The sequence below is a fragment of the Verrucomicrobiota bacterium genome (genome assembly GCA_039192515.1).
Taxonomy (GTDB): domain Bacteria; phylum Verrucomicrobiota; class Verrucomicrobiia; order Methylacidiphilales; family JBCCWR01; genus JBCCWR01.
This window is the reverse complement of record JBCCXA010000009.1, coordinates 29,450-43,536: the sequence shown is the minus strand read 5'-3', so window position 1 is coordinate 43,536 and position 14,087 is coordinate 29,450. Positions and strand designations below refer to the sequence as shown.

Sequence of the window (14,087 nt, the reverse complement as noted above, 5' to 3'; positions counted from 1 at the left end):
GACACAGCGCTCAAAATACTATGTCAAATCTATTGCTTAGTGTTGTTATGATCGTTAAAGATGAGGAAAAGAATCTTCCTCGCTGCTTGGATAGCGTCAAAGAAATTGCGCAGGAGATCGTGATTATCGACACAGGCTCCACTGATAAAACACTAGAAATTGCTGAGAGTTATCAGGCTAAAACGGGTTTCTTTGCCTGGAATGGAGATGAGGCTGCCGCACGTAATGAGTCTCTCAAAATCGCCACCGGGAGCTGGGTTTTGGTTTTGGATGCTGACCAGGAACTTTCCTCCGGGCTACAAGTAGAGTTGATTAACAAACTTCGTAATATAAACCAAGACAACAGTATTAATGCCATAACATTTCTAGAAGAGAACAAGATGCCACAAGGCACATCTAACACTGTGCGAACGACACGAGTTTTCCGGCGTTTTGATGATTTACGATTTGAAGGAGAGGTTCACCCACAGCTAAACCAAAGACAAGGCATGGTCCATTTAAATGGAAAGATGATTCACTATGGATACATGTGGGACGCCAAATTGCGCCAAGAAAAAGGGGAACGAATGCTCAAGCGTCTACGACCTCTTGTCAAAGGAGATAAGCCTGATTTGTCTCGCCTTTGCCAGCTTATGTCTTATCTCCTTATCACTGGTGAAAACAAAGAGTTTGAACAACGTTTCCAGCTCATTAACCAAACTTACTCCACTGAAGAGCGCCTGTTAAATAATTACTGGAGACAAGATTTTGGAAATTTTTTAGTTTATTTTTCACAACAGAATAAATACGAGATGGGACTTCGTAGCGCACAAGAAATCCTTAAGGCTTACCCTCACTACATCTCAGCATCCTTTTACCTTTGCCAGTATTACATGAAACAAGAAAACTGGATCGAGCTCAAAAGATTTTCCAAGCAGGTGCTAAAGGATCTTGAAAATACCATTGAGGTTGGCGTTTATTGCCAGCCTGAGTTATACCAAGCATTCGCTACGTCATGGTTATGGCTCGCTCATTTTTTCCTGGAACAAAACACCTCAAAACAAACAGATCTCAATGACTGGGATCCAATATCTCTCTCTGTTCTTTTATTTGCAAAAGAAAGAAAAGGTGAGCAGCTTTCTATCCTACCCCTTGACAATAGCCACCAAATTGAATGGCTTTTATCTAACTCCAAGATTGCTAAAGACAAGGCAGAGCTTAACGAATTTAGCCTAGATGCTAAAGGCCTACTGGCTTGGCTCTGCTCTTGTAAAAGTACAATTATAAACAAAGAGACAAATAAACTTCTAAAGCTCATTAAAACTGGCATGCATCAATACCAAGATTGCTCTTGGCTACTCATTTTACTACAAGATATTTGCCAATCACCAGAGCAGTGGCCACTCACTACTTACAAGGATCTTACTTACAGGGTTTAGAAAAACGCAGCTGTTTACAAAATGAATTCCACGCCTTTTAATTGAGCTGCATGCTTTCAACCATTTTAGAACCAAAGCATTGGCCAGCTGGAGAAGGCAAAATCATTTTGACTTTTGATGATGGTCCAAATCCAAATATAAGCATATCGAATCAACTGCTCGATGTGCTTAAAAGCCACCAGATACCTGCAACTTTCTGCTACATTGGAAGAAATATAAAAAAACATCCTGCGATTGTTAAAAGAGCTATCGATGAAAACCATTCCGTTGCTTATCACACCTATTCGCATACTCCCTGGCCCCTTCTGTCTAAAAAACGCCTCTTACACGAAACAGATAAAACACAGAAATTATTTAAAACAATAACGAAAGCTCATAACAAGTCTCCAAAACTTTTCCGCCCTCCATGGGGAATAGTCACTCCGGCAGTGAAACACTTATTAAAAGAGTTATCTTTAGACACTGCCTACCTAACTTTCTTTATCAGCGAAGCTTGGTCCGACCCGGCATCTGGCAAACAGAAAATGGATCAAATCAAAAAGAGACTTCTAAAAAACAAAGGCGGCGCCATAGTGTTGCATGAAAACTGTCACAGTGTCTCTATTGACAAATCTTGGCTACCAGATGCCGTAGAAAATTTAATCCTTTGGGCGAAGGAACATCAACTAACATTCACAAGCTATGACACCAAGCGGATTTAATCTTACCTAGAACCCGCATAGAGATCATAAGCTAAAAGTTTACAATCAATTTTTGCATGGTTAAAAGTCGTGCGGCTTTTTGCTTTCAGACCAATTTTCTTTGCCAGCTTAGAATTCCCAGTGAAAACATACCCTGTTTTAGCTTGGCAGAACTTTTTAAAAAAATTACCAATTCCCGCATAAACTTCTCCTAATTCTTTTTCATTACCCAATCTCTCTCCGTATTCAGGATTCAACATCACAATACCGGGGCCATTGGGTACAGACGTTTTTTCATAGGGAACCTGGTCAAATTCAATCATCTTTTCCACTCCTGCCATCTTGGCATTCTCTTGCGCCGACTCTATAGCCTTTCCGTCAATATCTGTAGCGATAATCGGTGAATCGATCTCATCCTTTGCTTCAATTTTTGACAAAGCATTTTTCCAATTCGCTTCCTCATACCCCTGAATGTGCATAAAACCATAATTATCACGTAGCAGACCTGGTGGACGACCAGCAGCTATTAAAGCCGCTTCTATGGCTAACGTGCCACTGCCACACATAGGATTAACAAAAGATCCCTTGGCATCGCTCCAACCAGCGGAATAAAGACAAGCTGAAGCCAAAGACTCAGCTATCGGTGCTTTGAAGGGTATTTTTCGATAATTATGTTTGGCTATTGTTTGCCCTGACGTATCAAAGTAAATATGCACAAGGCTCCCATGCCAAAAGAGAAACAGTACCGTTTGATCACACTCTTTTCCAGAATTAGGTCTGATCCCATTTTGCTCCAACATTTGATCCACAACGGCATCTTTTAGTTTTAAATTGGCGAAACGGGTATCTCGTATAGAATCGTTCTTTACAAATGACTGGATAGAAAGATACCCATTCTTGGGAATCAATTTGTGCCAAGGTATTTTTTTTGCTTCTTGATATAACCTATCAGGAGTCTTTGCCTCGAAAGACTTAATCTGCCAAAGCACGCGAGACGCTGTCCTTAAATGAATATTGAGGTGAATAACCTCCTTCCAGCCACCTTCTAAAGTTACGCCACTTCTTTCGATCCTTATGTTTTCGTAACCTAAAGACTCTACCTCTTTTTTGAGTATTGGGGTGATAGTAGGGGCACAGTTAATAACTAACTTTGAGCGACGCATTTTGTATTCTTAGAAAGAAAGATTTGAATGCTGCTAAGACGAGAGCAATCCAAATGTTCCGTAACTCATGCTCAGGAATTGGGAGAAACATAAGTATCTCAGAGCGTCCATATATCGTTTCTTACAAATGAGCAATAGCTTGAAAGGCTTTCTATGCTATTGCTCATTGAGTCAGAAAATAGATCACCTTACTACCGTAACAGGCCCATGATCATCACAATGATCACCATGAGGATGATGAAGACGCCCATTGACAATATAGTCAATGTGATCACCGTGAGGAACAGCTTCATGACCACAACCCGGACCATGAACATGCCCGTCATCATGCCTCACATGCTGCTCACAAGAGCAAGAATCAGGATTTACTTCAGTAACTGGTAGCACGTGACTCTCCACGGAGCCATCCTCATTCTGATGATGCAAATGTCCGTCATGAAGATAATCGACGTGATCTTCATGTTGAATGGCTGTGTGACCGCAGTCTTTACCATGCACGTGCTGGTGATCCTCTTTGGAAATAGATTGATTACTCATGAATAAAGTATAGCGAACTAATAGCATGAGTCAATAACTGGGTTAGAACTTAAAAAGGAAAGCATTGCGCTCACAAATCTTGATCAGATCCACCACCAAACTCTTGATAAATTTCCCAGTCAGGATCTTCTTGAGAGAAATTTTGTAAGGTATGAGTGGTGACGCTGTTGCGAACAGCTTCTATACGTTTTTCCACTTCATCAGGATTACCTGTATAGAAAACCCATTCTTTACCTCCCCCACTGCACTGGGAAAAAACAAAAAGTGCCAACTTGTCGTTTTGTAAAAGCTCCACCAATTGTTCTTCAATGACTGCTACCTCTAGTCCTTCTTCTTCTTCATGAAATCCGGCCTCTGTCGGATTGTTGAGAGGCACTGCTACCCCAACCTGAAAGTTATATTCTGGATGACCTATTAAGTCTTTATAGCCGTGGTTCATTCTAAGAACCATGGGCCCTTCTTCGTCTTCGACTATCATGAGAGACCATTCGCTAGGAATCTCTAGTGCTTCTTTGCTTGGATAAGCTTTCTCTATATCACTTTTCTTTCTCACTCATAGTCCTAACTTCTCTCGCACTACATACCTGGTACTGAGATTTTTGTGTAACCTGTTGGTAACTCGAAAAGCTTCGCATCGGGCTGTCCTAATTTTACATTTTTCCATGTTGTCACCACACCTTGGACTTCAGAGCGAATAAGAACATCATCCTCTTGACGCAACCAATAATAAGCCAGTTGCTTTTTACCATCTACATCAAATGTCACTGACCATTTAACAGCAGCTTGGTTATCAATGCTCTCTTCTCCTAAGTTTTCCCACTTAGCATCTGAGGCGGGTTGATAAGCTAGTGGTTGGCTAGTCATCTCAGTAAGAGGCATTTCCATATAAGTTTTCATCTGCTCCATCAAATTCCAAATCACTTTCTTATCTTGACGAACGATGGTAATGATAGACTGCCCCATAATATTTGATTCTGTACGCATTTTATTAGAGGCAAAATAAATTTTGCTTTTTACCTCCATACCCTGTGTCGTAGTCGTTGTTTCAGCAGTATAGCCGTTTGATAGATCGATGGGAGGCCCTACAGCACAACAAGGTAACTCAGAGAAGCTAAAGAGTGCTAGCACTAATGCAGCATGCATTCTTACTTTTTGTATCATGTCCACGTAACAATCATACTATGCCGAAAGACGCCACCTTGCTAGCGTAATATTCTGATAGATTTTTACCTGGAATGCTAGATTTGGTCTTCGGATTGCCAGACAGCAGACATCCATAACTTCCTCAATGCATATCTAGAAATCAAAAATTCAAAATGATCCGCTACATACTAATTGAGACATGAGCATAAAAATCATTAAAGGCTTTTAAATGAGCCACGTCCTTGTCTTCTAAAGTATGTTCATTTGAAAGGAGATGGCCGTTGTTGTCATAAATTACTGCGCCAATTTGCTCTTTGGCTTGTTTCACTTCACCATTTAAGTTTGAAACAGCATTCCATCCCTCATCTTGAATAAGGAAAACTTTATCTCCCGCAACTATTCTAACATAATCGTATTGAATACCAAATAGTGGAGCTTGTTGCGCTCCTTGGGCTATAGAGTTAAGATCCTGGATAAGAGCAGAAGGACTTGCATAACGACCTGATAAATTAACCTCCAAGACATTTGCCTTGATATAGTTTTGTAATTTTAATGTCACCCCAACTTCCTGCGATAAAGGAATTTGATCTAGTGTTTGCGGAAAAAAAACAATCGTGGAGTAGCATCCATAAGCTACTATAAAACTAAATGGAATGAATAAAATAAAGGTTAGCTTACTAAGATAATTTCCTTTCTTCTTAATCAAAGGACTCTGGTATGAAGATCTATATCCAGCTTGGGGCACTGCTGCAGCAGACACCTGCTTCACTTCGTATTTTGAAGAATGGGGCTGCTGGGCTTGCTCAAGATTCACCGCCGTAATCTTCTGGGTAAGCCTCTTAATCCTCTGCTTTGCCAGCTTTGCCGTTTCCTTAAAACCGGCAAATAGATCCTTGATTTGAATCCATTTCTCATCATGCCAAACCAATCGGTCGTCATTGATGGACCCTTCTTTCCATTCCTTATGTATCTGTTGTTTGGATTTAGTTGTATAGGAGGTCCCACAGTCGGTAGAGATGTATACAATATCATTTTCCATAGCTATTCTCGTTCTCTTATTTAAATGAATTAGCTTCCTTTCAAAATTTATAAAGACATTTTCAAACTAATTATGTCACACTGTGGTTACCATTTTAATAAAATGTTTAATCTCTACGGTATTTCCTTCTCAATTGCCCAAGTCACTTCTTTTTCTTATCGAACTCAATGACTATCTTGAGCATTCCTAATGAAAGTCAATACCACGAGTAACAACTCCAATTGCACTTCTCTTGGCTCTATTTATTTTCATGTTGGTTATCATCTTCTTACCTATAACCCAGATACGCCTAAGGATTTTGGATATTTTCTTAAACAGGGTCTGCAAAGACATATTCAAAGGTGATATTTTGAGTAGTATCAGTGCTCCTTGAGGCCAAGATCTTGCGCAGATCTTTAAGTGTCTATAGCATTATGTGAGTTTAAGGCAGTTGTAACCTTGAAATATAGACCGCCCATTTATTTAACATTCTTCCTAAATTCCCAAGGTGGGATAGGATTTGTTCCCTGCCATAAACCCAGCCTTTTCCTATGAGCTGATTTCTGTGCATCGCGGAGAACATCTGATTGGTCATATTGTCTGTATTGCCATGCCCATCCATTTTCAACAAGCCAGCGGTTGATACTTATTTTGTCTAGGACAACAATGCCAGTCGTGCGGCCATAGCGATCCATACCATTTACCTCAATCCTCACGCTCTTCTTTAATATCTTATCAGCCAACACCTTCTTAGCCTCTTTCCCATGCTGCTGCTTCATCTCAGGAGCATCAATACCATAGAGCCTTATCTTATATTCGTGATTTGAATCTGCCTTAAAATGAATCACATCTCCCTCGATAACACTTACCACTTTGCCTCGTAAGGCAAAAAGATTAGAAACAGACAGTTGAAGAAAAAATAGAAGAAATATGCACTTCACATTACAACTCTAGACTATAGATCGTTTTTTATCAATTCTCGCTTAGAAAGTCTCACCCTTGAGAAATAATCGGGTTGAAAGAGAAATATGAAAGAACTGCTTCAAAAAAATTAGCTTAGACTTAGTTCATTTTTCAGTAGCTTCTTTATTCTGAGATGACAACTCGCCATACAGATACCAAGCAATTTTCTAGCCTTAGATATCACCTAAAAATTACATCCAATGTCACAGATAAAATAATGTGGCCTATTCCAGGCTATCATCTTCAAATTCCCCAGGTATGTTTATAGCTATGTCAAATGATGTGCAAACTATGCAAAGGATAATCCGAGAACGAGTCACAGAAAAAGTCATGTGCTCTCTCGAGCATTATGAAGCTATTCCATCCCATATTGATGAAAAAAACCGTAAATCTGTACACTACTCCTTAGAAATAGCCGGTTGGGCTCCATTTCACTATCCAAGAGATATCAATGATGTTTCTGAGCCTTGGAGAGCCTACATTTTGTGGAAAGAAGAAGCTTACCAAGCCGCTAAATATCTAGTGGAGAAATTAGGTATTAAAACTAAGGAACCTAAACTTGCCACCGCTTGTAGTGCCTTGATCCTTATAACCTGGCTTCCTGAGGAACCTTCTTCTTCTTTCAACCCCGATCAAGAAGTACAAATTAAGATGCGAAATGAAGAACATTTGGCTGCGTCTTCTGCAATGGTGCAAAATCTCTTACTGATGTTGACTGCATATGGGATGGGGACGTATTGGTCAAGTGGAGGTAAATTGAGAAGCCCTGAGATCTTTGAATATTTAAAGATACCTCAAAATGAAAGCTTATTAGCTGCCATTTTTGTGGAGTACGCAGAGATGAAACAAATAAAATATAATCATTACGAAAGGAAGCCTGGGGCCCATCGAAATAATCGATCTCTGAAATGGATTCATGAAATAAGCATTCTTTGATAAAGAAAGTAAGTGTCAATGGATAAGTTGTTGCTACTTTGCAGCTGAATAATGGCAAATAGTTTAAACGTCGGTGATTACCGGCACTTTACAAAAACGCAATTCACCAATACCTACACTCATCTCCGACCTTGCTGGACCGGTATAAAACCAAAAACTGCCATATACAATGCCACCTCAAGCTCCTTGCCTTCATGATCCACGCCCTTAGCGGTAATCCAGCCGGTGTTGGAGATATCGGTGGCATAGGTGAGTCTTTGTAAGCCGTTGGCTTCGGAATCGGGTAAGAGATCAGTCAGATCTTTTTGTTGCCAGGTCCATTGTGCAGAGGGTGCATCAGGTGTTGCTACCGGAGATTCTTTCTCCCATAGCACGACAGCGCCGCCGCTTCACTTAGAATAAGAGGTGAGATTTCGATTTCTGCATTATCTGGATTGGTAGGATCTGAGAGAACCGTAATGGTGCCTTTGTTAATAGCTCTGGCGCATTCTGGACCTAAGATTGTTCTTTAAAACAGAAATTATTGAATACACTTAATAATAATCTAACTTGTCATAAATCAATGATTTACAAATACAACCTGAAAGTGCTACGGGTATTTTTCGTCTTAGAAATCTACTAACCGTCGATAATGTAAAGGTGATTTTCTTTGGAAAACTCCGAATTCTTAGCTTGGACAATAATATGAGGGTGAAGGAAATAGTATACAACGTTATGGAGAATGCTCCTGATGATGTAACTGTGGAAGATATTATACAGGACACCCGTCTTCACGACTCTTTAGAACGCAGTCGTCACAAAGTGAGGCTGTTCAAACAATCACTCTAGAAGATGCTAGGAAAGAATTTTCTGAATGGATCAAAAATTCTTTCAAGTAGCTATTACTCCTGAAGCCAAAATACATCTTAGAGGAATCGCAGAATATACTTTTCAAGATGATCCTATTCGTGATGAATCTTTGATAGAGCTCAATCATTAAGCAAATCTCCTTTTATTGGGAAACCTTATCGCCACAAAATTTATAATAACTTGAGGGTTTTAAGTCATGGCAACTATCTGATTATTTATAAACCTGAGTTCGGGATAAGAATCTGTACAAAAAAAGACTCTTGGAAGAAGTTTAATGTATGAAAAGAAAACAACACCAAGAGTCCAGAGTTCCTTTCACAGAACTCTGTGTAGAGATAGACGATTATTGTCTGGAGCACCAGCATAAGTGGAAACAAAAAGGGTTGCCACGAGGATCCAAGAGGCAACGCAACAGAAGGAGTAAGATGCGACTTAGTGAAATGATGACCATCGTCATAGCTTTTCAACCTTGGCGCTCCTATGGCGACTCGCAGAAATGAAAGCTTTCTTTTGATTCCTTAACGCCTCTAACTCACTTAATGGTTAACTCTTCAGAACCTCTCCAAATTCTCTTCTCTCTTTAAAAGTTTTATCAACGAAAGGTTTCAGGAAAATCCTATTTTGATATCACGCATAAGCCTGCTTCCTGCTAGGCCGTAATCAAATCTCGGTAAGTCGCGATACATTGAAAAAGCCCTCGTAGTAACTAAGGGCTCTTTCAAAACTTAGATAAAGTTAATGGTTAAATATTTTACTTGCGACGACGAAACCGCCTAAGAGCAAATAAAGCTGCACCTCCAAAACCTAGTAAAGCATAGGTGCTAGGCTCAGGAACGACTTCAAGACTAGCGTCAAGTGATGTCGTGTCGTAATAGTAAAGTGTGCCTGTTCCATCTAATGGATCAAAATCAAGAGGCTGACCTCCGCTGCTCTCTCTTCCATCTAATATTGCACCAGCTGCCAACTCAATTGCTAGATCACCACGTGTTGTTTGCAAAACGGTGCTACTTGGTGCAGGTGTCAGAGTGTTGAAGAAACCGTAAGGCACAGCATCAGCATCGCCAGGCGTATCTAGATCAAAAGTTCCAACTAATTCAAAGCCAGTCTCATCACCTGTGGTGATGTCTAAACCTTCGATACTAAAGGGGTCGAAGCGGAAGTCAAACGATGCTAAAGTATCGGGACCCTGGCTGTAACTAAATGATGTAACTTCACCGTTTACAAAGGTCGCTGTTGCAGTTCCGAAGAATCCTGTTGAGGTAAGGCCATTTTCATCAGTGGTGGTAGTTGTTGCGGTTCTTGGTAGTAGATACTTTGTATTTACTGGTGTTCCGAGAGGAGATGAACTACTTACTCGTGTTGTGTAAGCCTCAACACGCTCAAGAACAGGCGAATGAATAAAGAGCTCGGCACCTGATGTAGCAGTCGTAATTGTGCCTGTGAAGTTGGCATCAAAGTCTTTTACAATAAATTGGCCCTCAAGAATCCCTAAATCCGGATTGGCAGCAATTTGCGACCCTAATAGGCTTGTGGGGTTAAATGGATCAGCTCCTGCGGGTCCAGAATAGCTATTAAGAGTAGCGTTGAAGGTTAACAAGAATTCATCAGCTTTTGATGTGTTTGGCGCAGTCGCCAACGAGACCATAGCGGCCATTGCAATTATTAGGTATCTATTCATATTTTTTATTATTTTAGTTGTTATGTCTAACTAGACTATGACATTTAAATAACAGAATTCGTGGAGGAGTCAAATGCAAATGAGTCTCATTTACAAAAATTTATTGGGTTGTAAGCTAAATGTGGTATCCATCATTTAATAGAATTAAAACGAAGTGATTATGGAAAAAACACCTCGACGGTGTAAAAGGCATTTGCGCCTAACGCGCTGTCTGTTATTTCCTTGGTCGTGCCGTCTCCAGCAATGGAACTGCCAAAGTCTTGGAAGTCTGCACCATCAACTCCCGTTGTCGATCTTTTGACTTGATAGCTGCAGCCTGTCACTGAAGGCCAACTTAATCTTACACCAAGCGATGGTGCAGAGACAAATTCAATGTCAGGAGCTATACGAGGGGTTGCCAAATTATTGACAATACCCTCAACGTCCCAGGCTACTCGAACGTTATCAGAGAAAAGTATGTAGTTTTCTGTTTCATCAACAAAGAGATCAAATTCACCGTCACTTATGGTAAACACACCTTGGAAATCAATATCTTCTGTAGGTGCAGAAGGACTTATTTTAAAGTCGACATAAGTAAATGTGATATCCGCTGTCAGACTAATGTCTATTACCGCACCATCTAATAACTTCACCTCACCAACTAAATTAGAGAAAAAGGTTTCATATGAGTTTTCACCATCATCTTGCGAGTTGGCATTCTCGATGATAGTACCGAGATCCGAAACATAAGTTACCCAATCCATGATAATGCCCGTGATTGGGGCAATCTCCACGCCAATGTTTGTCAGACCAGAATCATCATAGGTAATAGAACCAATGTTCGAAAAATTTTCCTCAAAAGGAAAAATATCTGCACCAGTAGCAGCACCGCCTGTCCCCGTACTCCCGCCCTGGATAGGAACTAAATTGGGAAGTTCACTGATGAAGAAGAATCCATCAAGAACTGGATCTGGATTGGGTATTGTCGTACCATTAAAGAAGCCTTGATCGATTTGAGCGAAGGCGTCCGCAAAATATTCAAACCAACGGCTATCACCATCTGCGGTCAAATCTAGATCAAAAGTCGCAGAATAGGATGGCGTTGCTATTCCTAGTATTGTTGCTAAAACTAAAGAGAGTCTAAACTTCGGTTTCTTCATGCGCTAACGTGTATAAAGAGATTAAGTCTCAATAGCAATAAAATTGCTCAATCGCCGTCTAACCTCCTGCAATCAGTCCAAATTTTTGATCAAAAAATCAAAAATTAACTCCTAAAGAGCCAATAATTGTAAAAGGAGGAGCAGGAAAAACGGTATTAGGAGTCGATTCCGTTCCAGCGGGAAGTAAGTATTCTACATCAAAGATGTTTTTAAAATTAATTTGGGCTTTCCAGTGCTCTTGCCGGTAGTAGATCAATGCATCGTTACGCACCCAGCCATATAGCGTAAAGGTATTGGCGTCATCATTTTGCACCGTATCACGTAAAAAACAGCTCGTGCCCATACCAAACCCTTTCAAAGCACCCTCCTGCACCTCATAAACGGCTGAAATACTTCCACTGTGGTAAGGGACGCCTTTTTTGCGATTCCCTGTATAGCCACGCGTTTCATCATTACTAAGCCTTGCGTCGAGATAGGCGTAACTGAGCTGAAGATCGAAGCCACTAAAAAGTTCTCCTGTGATTTCTAATTCTAAGCCTCGGGTTGTTTCTTCCCCAATGTTGAGATAAAAATTTTCGGCAGGCTCAGCAAAACGATCATTCGTGGGATCGACAACGACTAAGTCTTGTTTGATCACTTGGAATAATGAGAACTCGATACCTAGCCTACTTTTTAGGAGATCGAACTTCATTCCTACCTCGATTTGCTCTGAAGTGGTAGGTTTTACAGGTGCTCCAACTCTAGTTATTCTATTCTCTGTATTAAACGCAGTTGAAAAAGCACCATAGACAGACATTTCCTCGATAGGCCTCAACACCACACCGAAGCGTGGGTCAATGGAATCTGATGTGTCTGTAAACCCAAGACCAGTGTCTACATCACCATTTTCTAAGATAATATCTTGATCCTTATAATCTCGATCAAAATGACTAAAACGCCCACCTAATAAAATATGTAAATATTCACCAAAAGAAATCAAATGTTGAGCAGAGATACCATAAGAAAAAGTCTCCTCATCTGTGGTAAGCTGAAGTGGTAGAAAATCAAGAGTCTCAGGATAAACAGGATCGATTGCATCCTGAAGACCGAATATTAACCCAGAGTCGCTAGAGTAGAACTCGTAAGGTAAAAACTCCATATCGAAACGGACTAACATTTGGTGGGATATTGCCTGATCAAAAGCTTCACCCGTTTCAAACTCAAAGATATGATTAGCCTGAGCCCCATATTCATTTGTATAAACTTTGTTATTCTGATGAAGCACTAGAACACTACCTTCTTGGGCCGTGCCATAGGTAAGTGGAGGATCTCCTAGGAATCCTAACTCAAGTAATTCAGCCACTGCGAAGACAGTGAAGCCTGTATAGTTGCCCTCTTGTATAACAGTATCATCAATGAGCATAGCACTGGAATCGAAGTTTGAGACTCTCGGTGTGCCACCAAATAATGTAGCAAGAATTGCTGCAGAATCTAAAACCTCTTGGATAGGAACTAATGCTGATTGATTAATTCTTTTTCTCATCTGATTAAAGCTACCGTGATAGTCAATTTTAAAAAAATCCGAGAAACGGTGTTCAAAGTCAAGATCACCTCTTACGATCTCGGTCTCCTCTATATTGATGTTAGGCACCCCATAAACCGTTGATTGATTTGTATTGGGCACTGCATTGCCACGGTCATAGAATAAACCCGCATCCGTAGGAACATTATCTTGAGTAAATTCACCTCTAAAAAGCATAAGGGTGTCCTCTGAGGGCTGCCAGCTTAAAGCAGGAGCTAGGAAAAGCCTATCCTGATCTCTAAGAGATCCTCGATAGGTATCTTGTTCTGTCCAAGAGGCATTAACCCGGTAAGAGAAATCACTTTCTCCAATTGGGCCAGTAATGTCCAGCAAGCCTTTGAGAAAATCTTCTGATCCGTAAAATGCCTTGGCCTCAGCACCAAAAAACTGCTCCGGGGATTCCGTTATATAGTTAATAATTCCACCAGGTTCCATGTTACCATATAGAATAGCTGAAGGACCTTTTAGAACTTCAACTCTTTCGATATTACTAACCTCCGTCGTGGGAGCTAATAGCTCTCCAAGAGGCGCTGCACCACCTACGCGTGAGTTATTTTTAAAAATAGAACGCCTCGCATCAAACCCTCGAATAATAGGTAACTCCTTACTACCACTCCCTGACTGAGTGACCCCAGCAATATTATCAAAAGCTTCCCGAATATCCACCGTTTGCTGCGTTTCAAGAAGTTCTGAGGTTAAGGTGTTAACAGTAACTGGCGAATTCATGCGATCTACCTCAAGACCTATTCCTGAAGTATTCTTCTTGGCTCGGAATTTTGTATCCTCTACAGCAATAATTGCATCTGCTTGCACAAGAATTTCCTTTAATACAAAAATTTTCTCACCTGTGTTGGGATCAGTATACAAGTTAGCGCTTTCCTCAGATTGGCAAAAAACAGTGGAAATAAATAGACTTATTACGCAGTTAAGCTTAAGAAGTCGCATCATGAAGAAAGGATTATTAAGGCCTTAATACTTGAAAATCAATCTCAATAACTTTAC

Annotated in this window: 16 protein-coding genes; 6 read left to right on the top strand and 10 right to left on the bottom strand. The window is 40.5% G+C overall.

Annotation, left to right across the window (positions count from 1 at the left end; all coding sequences use genetic code 11):
• Positions 1-20 precede the first annotated feature (20 nt).
• Both AAGA18_05800 and AAGA18_05795 read left to right on the top strand, forming a co-directional pair.
• A complete protein-coding gene (locus tag AAGA18_05800) occupies positions 21-1,418 on the top strand; it encodes a glycosyltransferase family 2 protein (GenBank protein ID MEM9444850.1) in 1,398 nt (465 codons plus the stop codon).
• Positions 1,419-1,468: 50 nt separating this feature from the next.
• The gene (locus AAGA18_05795; protein MEM9444849.1) at positions 1,469-2,119 is read left to right on the top strand and encodes a polysaccharide deacetylase family protein; all 651 of its coding nucleotides are present in this window, start codon (positions 1,469-1,471) and stop codon (positions 2,117-2,119) included.
• Positions 2,120-2,121: 2 nt separating this feature from the next.
• On the opposite strand, the gene AAGA18_05790 is transcribed toward AAGA18_05795, so the two are convergent.
• From AAGA18_05790 to AAGA18_05765, 6 genes are all read right to left on the bottom strand, one after another.
• Positions 2,122-3,261 carry a class I SAM-dependent RNA methyltransferase gene (locus tag AAGA18_05790; protein MEM9444848.1) on the bottom strand — a complete coding sequence of 380 codons (1,140 nt, stop codon included), beginning with the start codon at positions 3,259-3,261 and terminating at the stop codon, positions 2,122-2,124.
• A 183-nt stretch (positions 3,262-3,444) separates the two neighbouring features.
• Positions 3,445-3,798, bottom strand: a complete 354-nt coding sequence (locus AAGA18_05785) for a hypothetical protein (GenBank protein ID MEM9444847.1) — start codon at positions 3,796-3,798, stop codon at positions 3,445-3,447.
• A 70-nt stretch (positions 3,799-3,868) separates the two neighbouring features.
• Positions 3,869-4,351 (bottom strand): DUF695 domain-containing protein, encoded by a 483-nt coding sequence (locus tag AAGA18_05780; protein MEM9444846.1) that lies wholly within the window; start codon positions 4,349-4,351, stop codon positions 3,869-3,871.
• Positions 4,352-4,374: 23 nt separating this feature from the next.
• On the bottom strand, positions 4,375-4,959 hold the full coding sequence (locus AAGA18_05775) for a DUF4412 domain-containing protein (GenBank protein MEM9444845.1): 585 nt from the start codon (positions 4,957-4,959) through the stop codon (positions 4,375-4,377).
• 163 nt (positions 4,960-5,122) lie between these two features.
• Positions 5,123-5,980, bottom strand: a complete 858-nt coding sequence (locus AAGA18_05770) for a hypothetical protein (GenBank protein MEM9444844.1) — start codon at positions 5,978-5,980, stop codon at positions 5,123-5,125.
• 458 nt (positions 5,981-6,438) lie between these two features.
• Positions 6,439-6,900 (bottom strand): thermonuclease family protein, encoded by a 462-nt coding sequence (locus tag AAGA18_05765; GenBank protein ID MEM9444843.1) that lies wholly within the window; start codon positions 6,898-6,900, stop codon positions 6,439-6,441.
• Between the two features lie 292 nt (positions 6,901-7,192).
• Here AAGA18_05765 and AAGA18_05760 point away from each other — a divergent pair, with 292 nt between their 5' ends.
• Positions 7,193-7,858 carry a nitroreductase family protein gene (locus tag AAGA18_05760; GenBank protein MEM9444842.1) on the top strand — a complete coding sequence of 222 codons (666 nt, stop codon included), beginning with the start codon at positions 7,193-7,195 and terminating at the stop codon, positions 7,856-7,858.
• A 119-nt stretch (positions 7,859-7,977) separates the two neighbouring features.
• On the opposite strand, the gene AAGA18_05755 is transcribed toward AAGA18_05760, so the two are convergent.
• A complete protein-coding gene (locus AAGA18_05755; protein ID MEM9444841.1) occupies positions 7,978-8,232 on the bottom strand; it encodes a hypothetical protein in 255 nt (84 codons plus the stop codon).
• Positions 8,233-8,542: 310 nt separating this feature from the next.
• Between AAGA18_05755 and AAGA18_05750 the strand changes: the two genes are divergently transcribed.
• The 3 genes from AAGA18_05750 (at position 8,543) to AAGA18_05740 (ending at position 9,207) form a co-directional block, all read left to right on the top strand.
• Positions 8,543-8,686: a hypothetical protein gene (locus AAGA18_05750; GenBank protein MEM9444840.1), complete on the top strand. Its 144-nt coding sequence runs from the start codon at positions 8,543-8,545 to the stop codon at positions 8,684-8,686.
• Positions 8,687-8,711: 25 nt separating this feature from the next.
• Positions 8,712-8,837 carry a hypothetical protein gene (locus tag AAGA18_05745; GenBank protein MEM9444839.1) on the top strand — a complete coding sequence of 42 codons (126 nt, stop codon included), beginning with the start codon at positions 8,712-8,714 and terminating at the stop codon, positions 8,835-8,837.
• 148 nt (positions 8,838-8,985) lie between these two features.
• On the top strand, positions 8,986-9,207 hold the full coding sequence (locus tag AAGA18_05740; protein MEM9444838.1) for a hypothetical protein: 222 nt from the start codon (positions 8,986-8,988) through the stop codon (positions 9,205-9,207).
• 251 nt (positions 9,208-9,458) lie between these two features.
• On the opposite strand, the gene AAGA18_05735 is transcribed toward AAGA18_05740, so the two are convergent.
• From AAGA18_05735 to AAGA18_05725, 3 genes are all read right to left on the bottom strand, one after another.
• Positions 9,459-10,385 carry a PEP-CTERM sorting domain-containing protein gene (locus AAGA18_05735; protein MEM9444837.1) on the bottom strand — a complete coding sequence of 309 codons (927 nt, stop codon included), beginning with the start codon at positions 10,383-10,385 and terminating at the stop codon, positions 9,459-9,461.
• A gap of 158 nt (positions 10,386-10,543) precedes the next feature.
• Positions 10,544-11,524 carry a hypothetical protein gene (locus AAGA18_05730; protein MEM9444836.1) on the bottom strand — a complete coding sequence of 327 codons (981 nt, stop codon included), beginning with the start codon at positions 11,522-11,524 and terminating at the stop codon, positions 10,544-10,546.
• Between the two features lie 97 nt (positions 11,525-11,621).
• Entirely contained in the window at positions 11,622-14,033 is a 2,412-nt protein-coding gene (locus AAGA18_05725) for a TonB-dependent receptor (protein ID MEM9444835.1), read from the bottom strand.
• Positions 14,034-14,087: the final 54 nt, after the last annotated feature.

Bases quoted from the DNA above. Each gene is read 5' to 3' on its own strand.
- AAGA18_05800 (MEM9444850.1), top strand. From the start codon at position 21: ATGTCAAATCTATTGCTTAGTGTTGTTATGATCGTTAAAGATGAGGAA.
- AAGA18_05795 (MEM9444849.1), top strand. From the start codon at position 1,469: ATGCTTTCAACCATTTTAGAACCAAAGCATTGGCCAGCTGGAGAAGGC.
- AAGA18_05790 (MEM9444848.1), bottom strand. From the start codon at position 3,261: ATGCGTCGCTCAAAGTTAGTTATTAACTGTGCCCCTACTATCACCCCA.
- AAGA18_05785 (MEM9444847.1), bottom strand. From the start codon at position 3,798: ATGAGTAATCAATCTATTTCCAAAGAGGATCACCAGCACGTGCATGGT.
- AAGA18_05775 (MEM9444845.1), bottom strand. From the start codon at position 4,959: ATGATACAAAAAGTAAGAATGCATGCTGCATTAGTGCTAGCACTCTTT.
- AAGA18_05770 (MEM9444844.1), bottom strand. From the start codon at position 5,980: ATGGAAAATGATATTGTATACATCTCTACCGACTGTGGGACCTCCTAT.
- AAGA18_05760 (MEM9444842.1), top strand. From the start codon at position 7,193: ATGTCAAATGATGTGCAAACTATGCAAAGGATAATCCGAGAACGAGTC.
- AAGA18_05750 (MEM9444840.1), top strand. From the start codon at position 8,543: ATGAGGGTGAAGGAAATAGTATACAACGTTATGGAGAATGCTCCTGAT.
- AAGA18_05745 (MEM9444839.1), top strand. From the start codon at position 8,712: ATGGATCAAAAATTCTTTCAAGTAGCTATTACTCCTGAAGCCAAAATA.
- AAGA18_05740 (MEM9444838.1), top strand. From the start codon at position 8,986: ATGAAAAGAAAACAACACCAAGAGTCCAGAGTTCCTTTCACAGAACTC.
- AAGA18_05735 (MEM9444837.1), bottom strand. From the start codon at position 10,385: ATGAATAGATACCTAATAATTGCAATGGCCGCTATGGTCTCGTTGGCG.
- AAGA18_05730 (MEM9444836.1), bottom strand. From the start codon at position 11,524: ATGAAGAAACCGAAGTTTAGACTCTCTTTAGTTTTAGCAACAATACTA.
- AAGA18_05725 (MEM9444835.1), bottom strand. From the start codon at position 14,033: ATGATGCGACTTCTTAAGCTTAACTGCGTAATAAGTCTATTTATTTCC.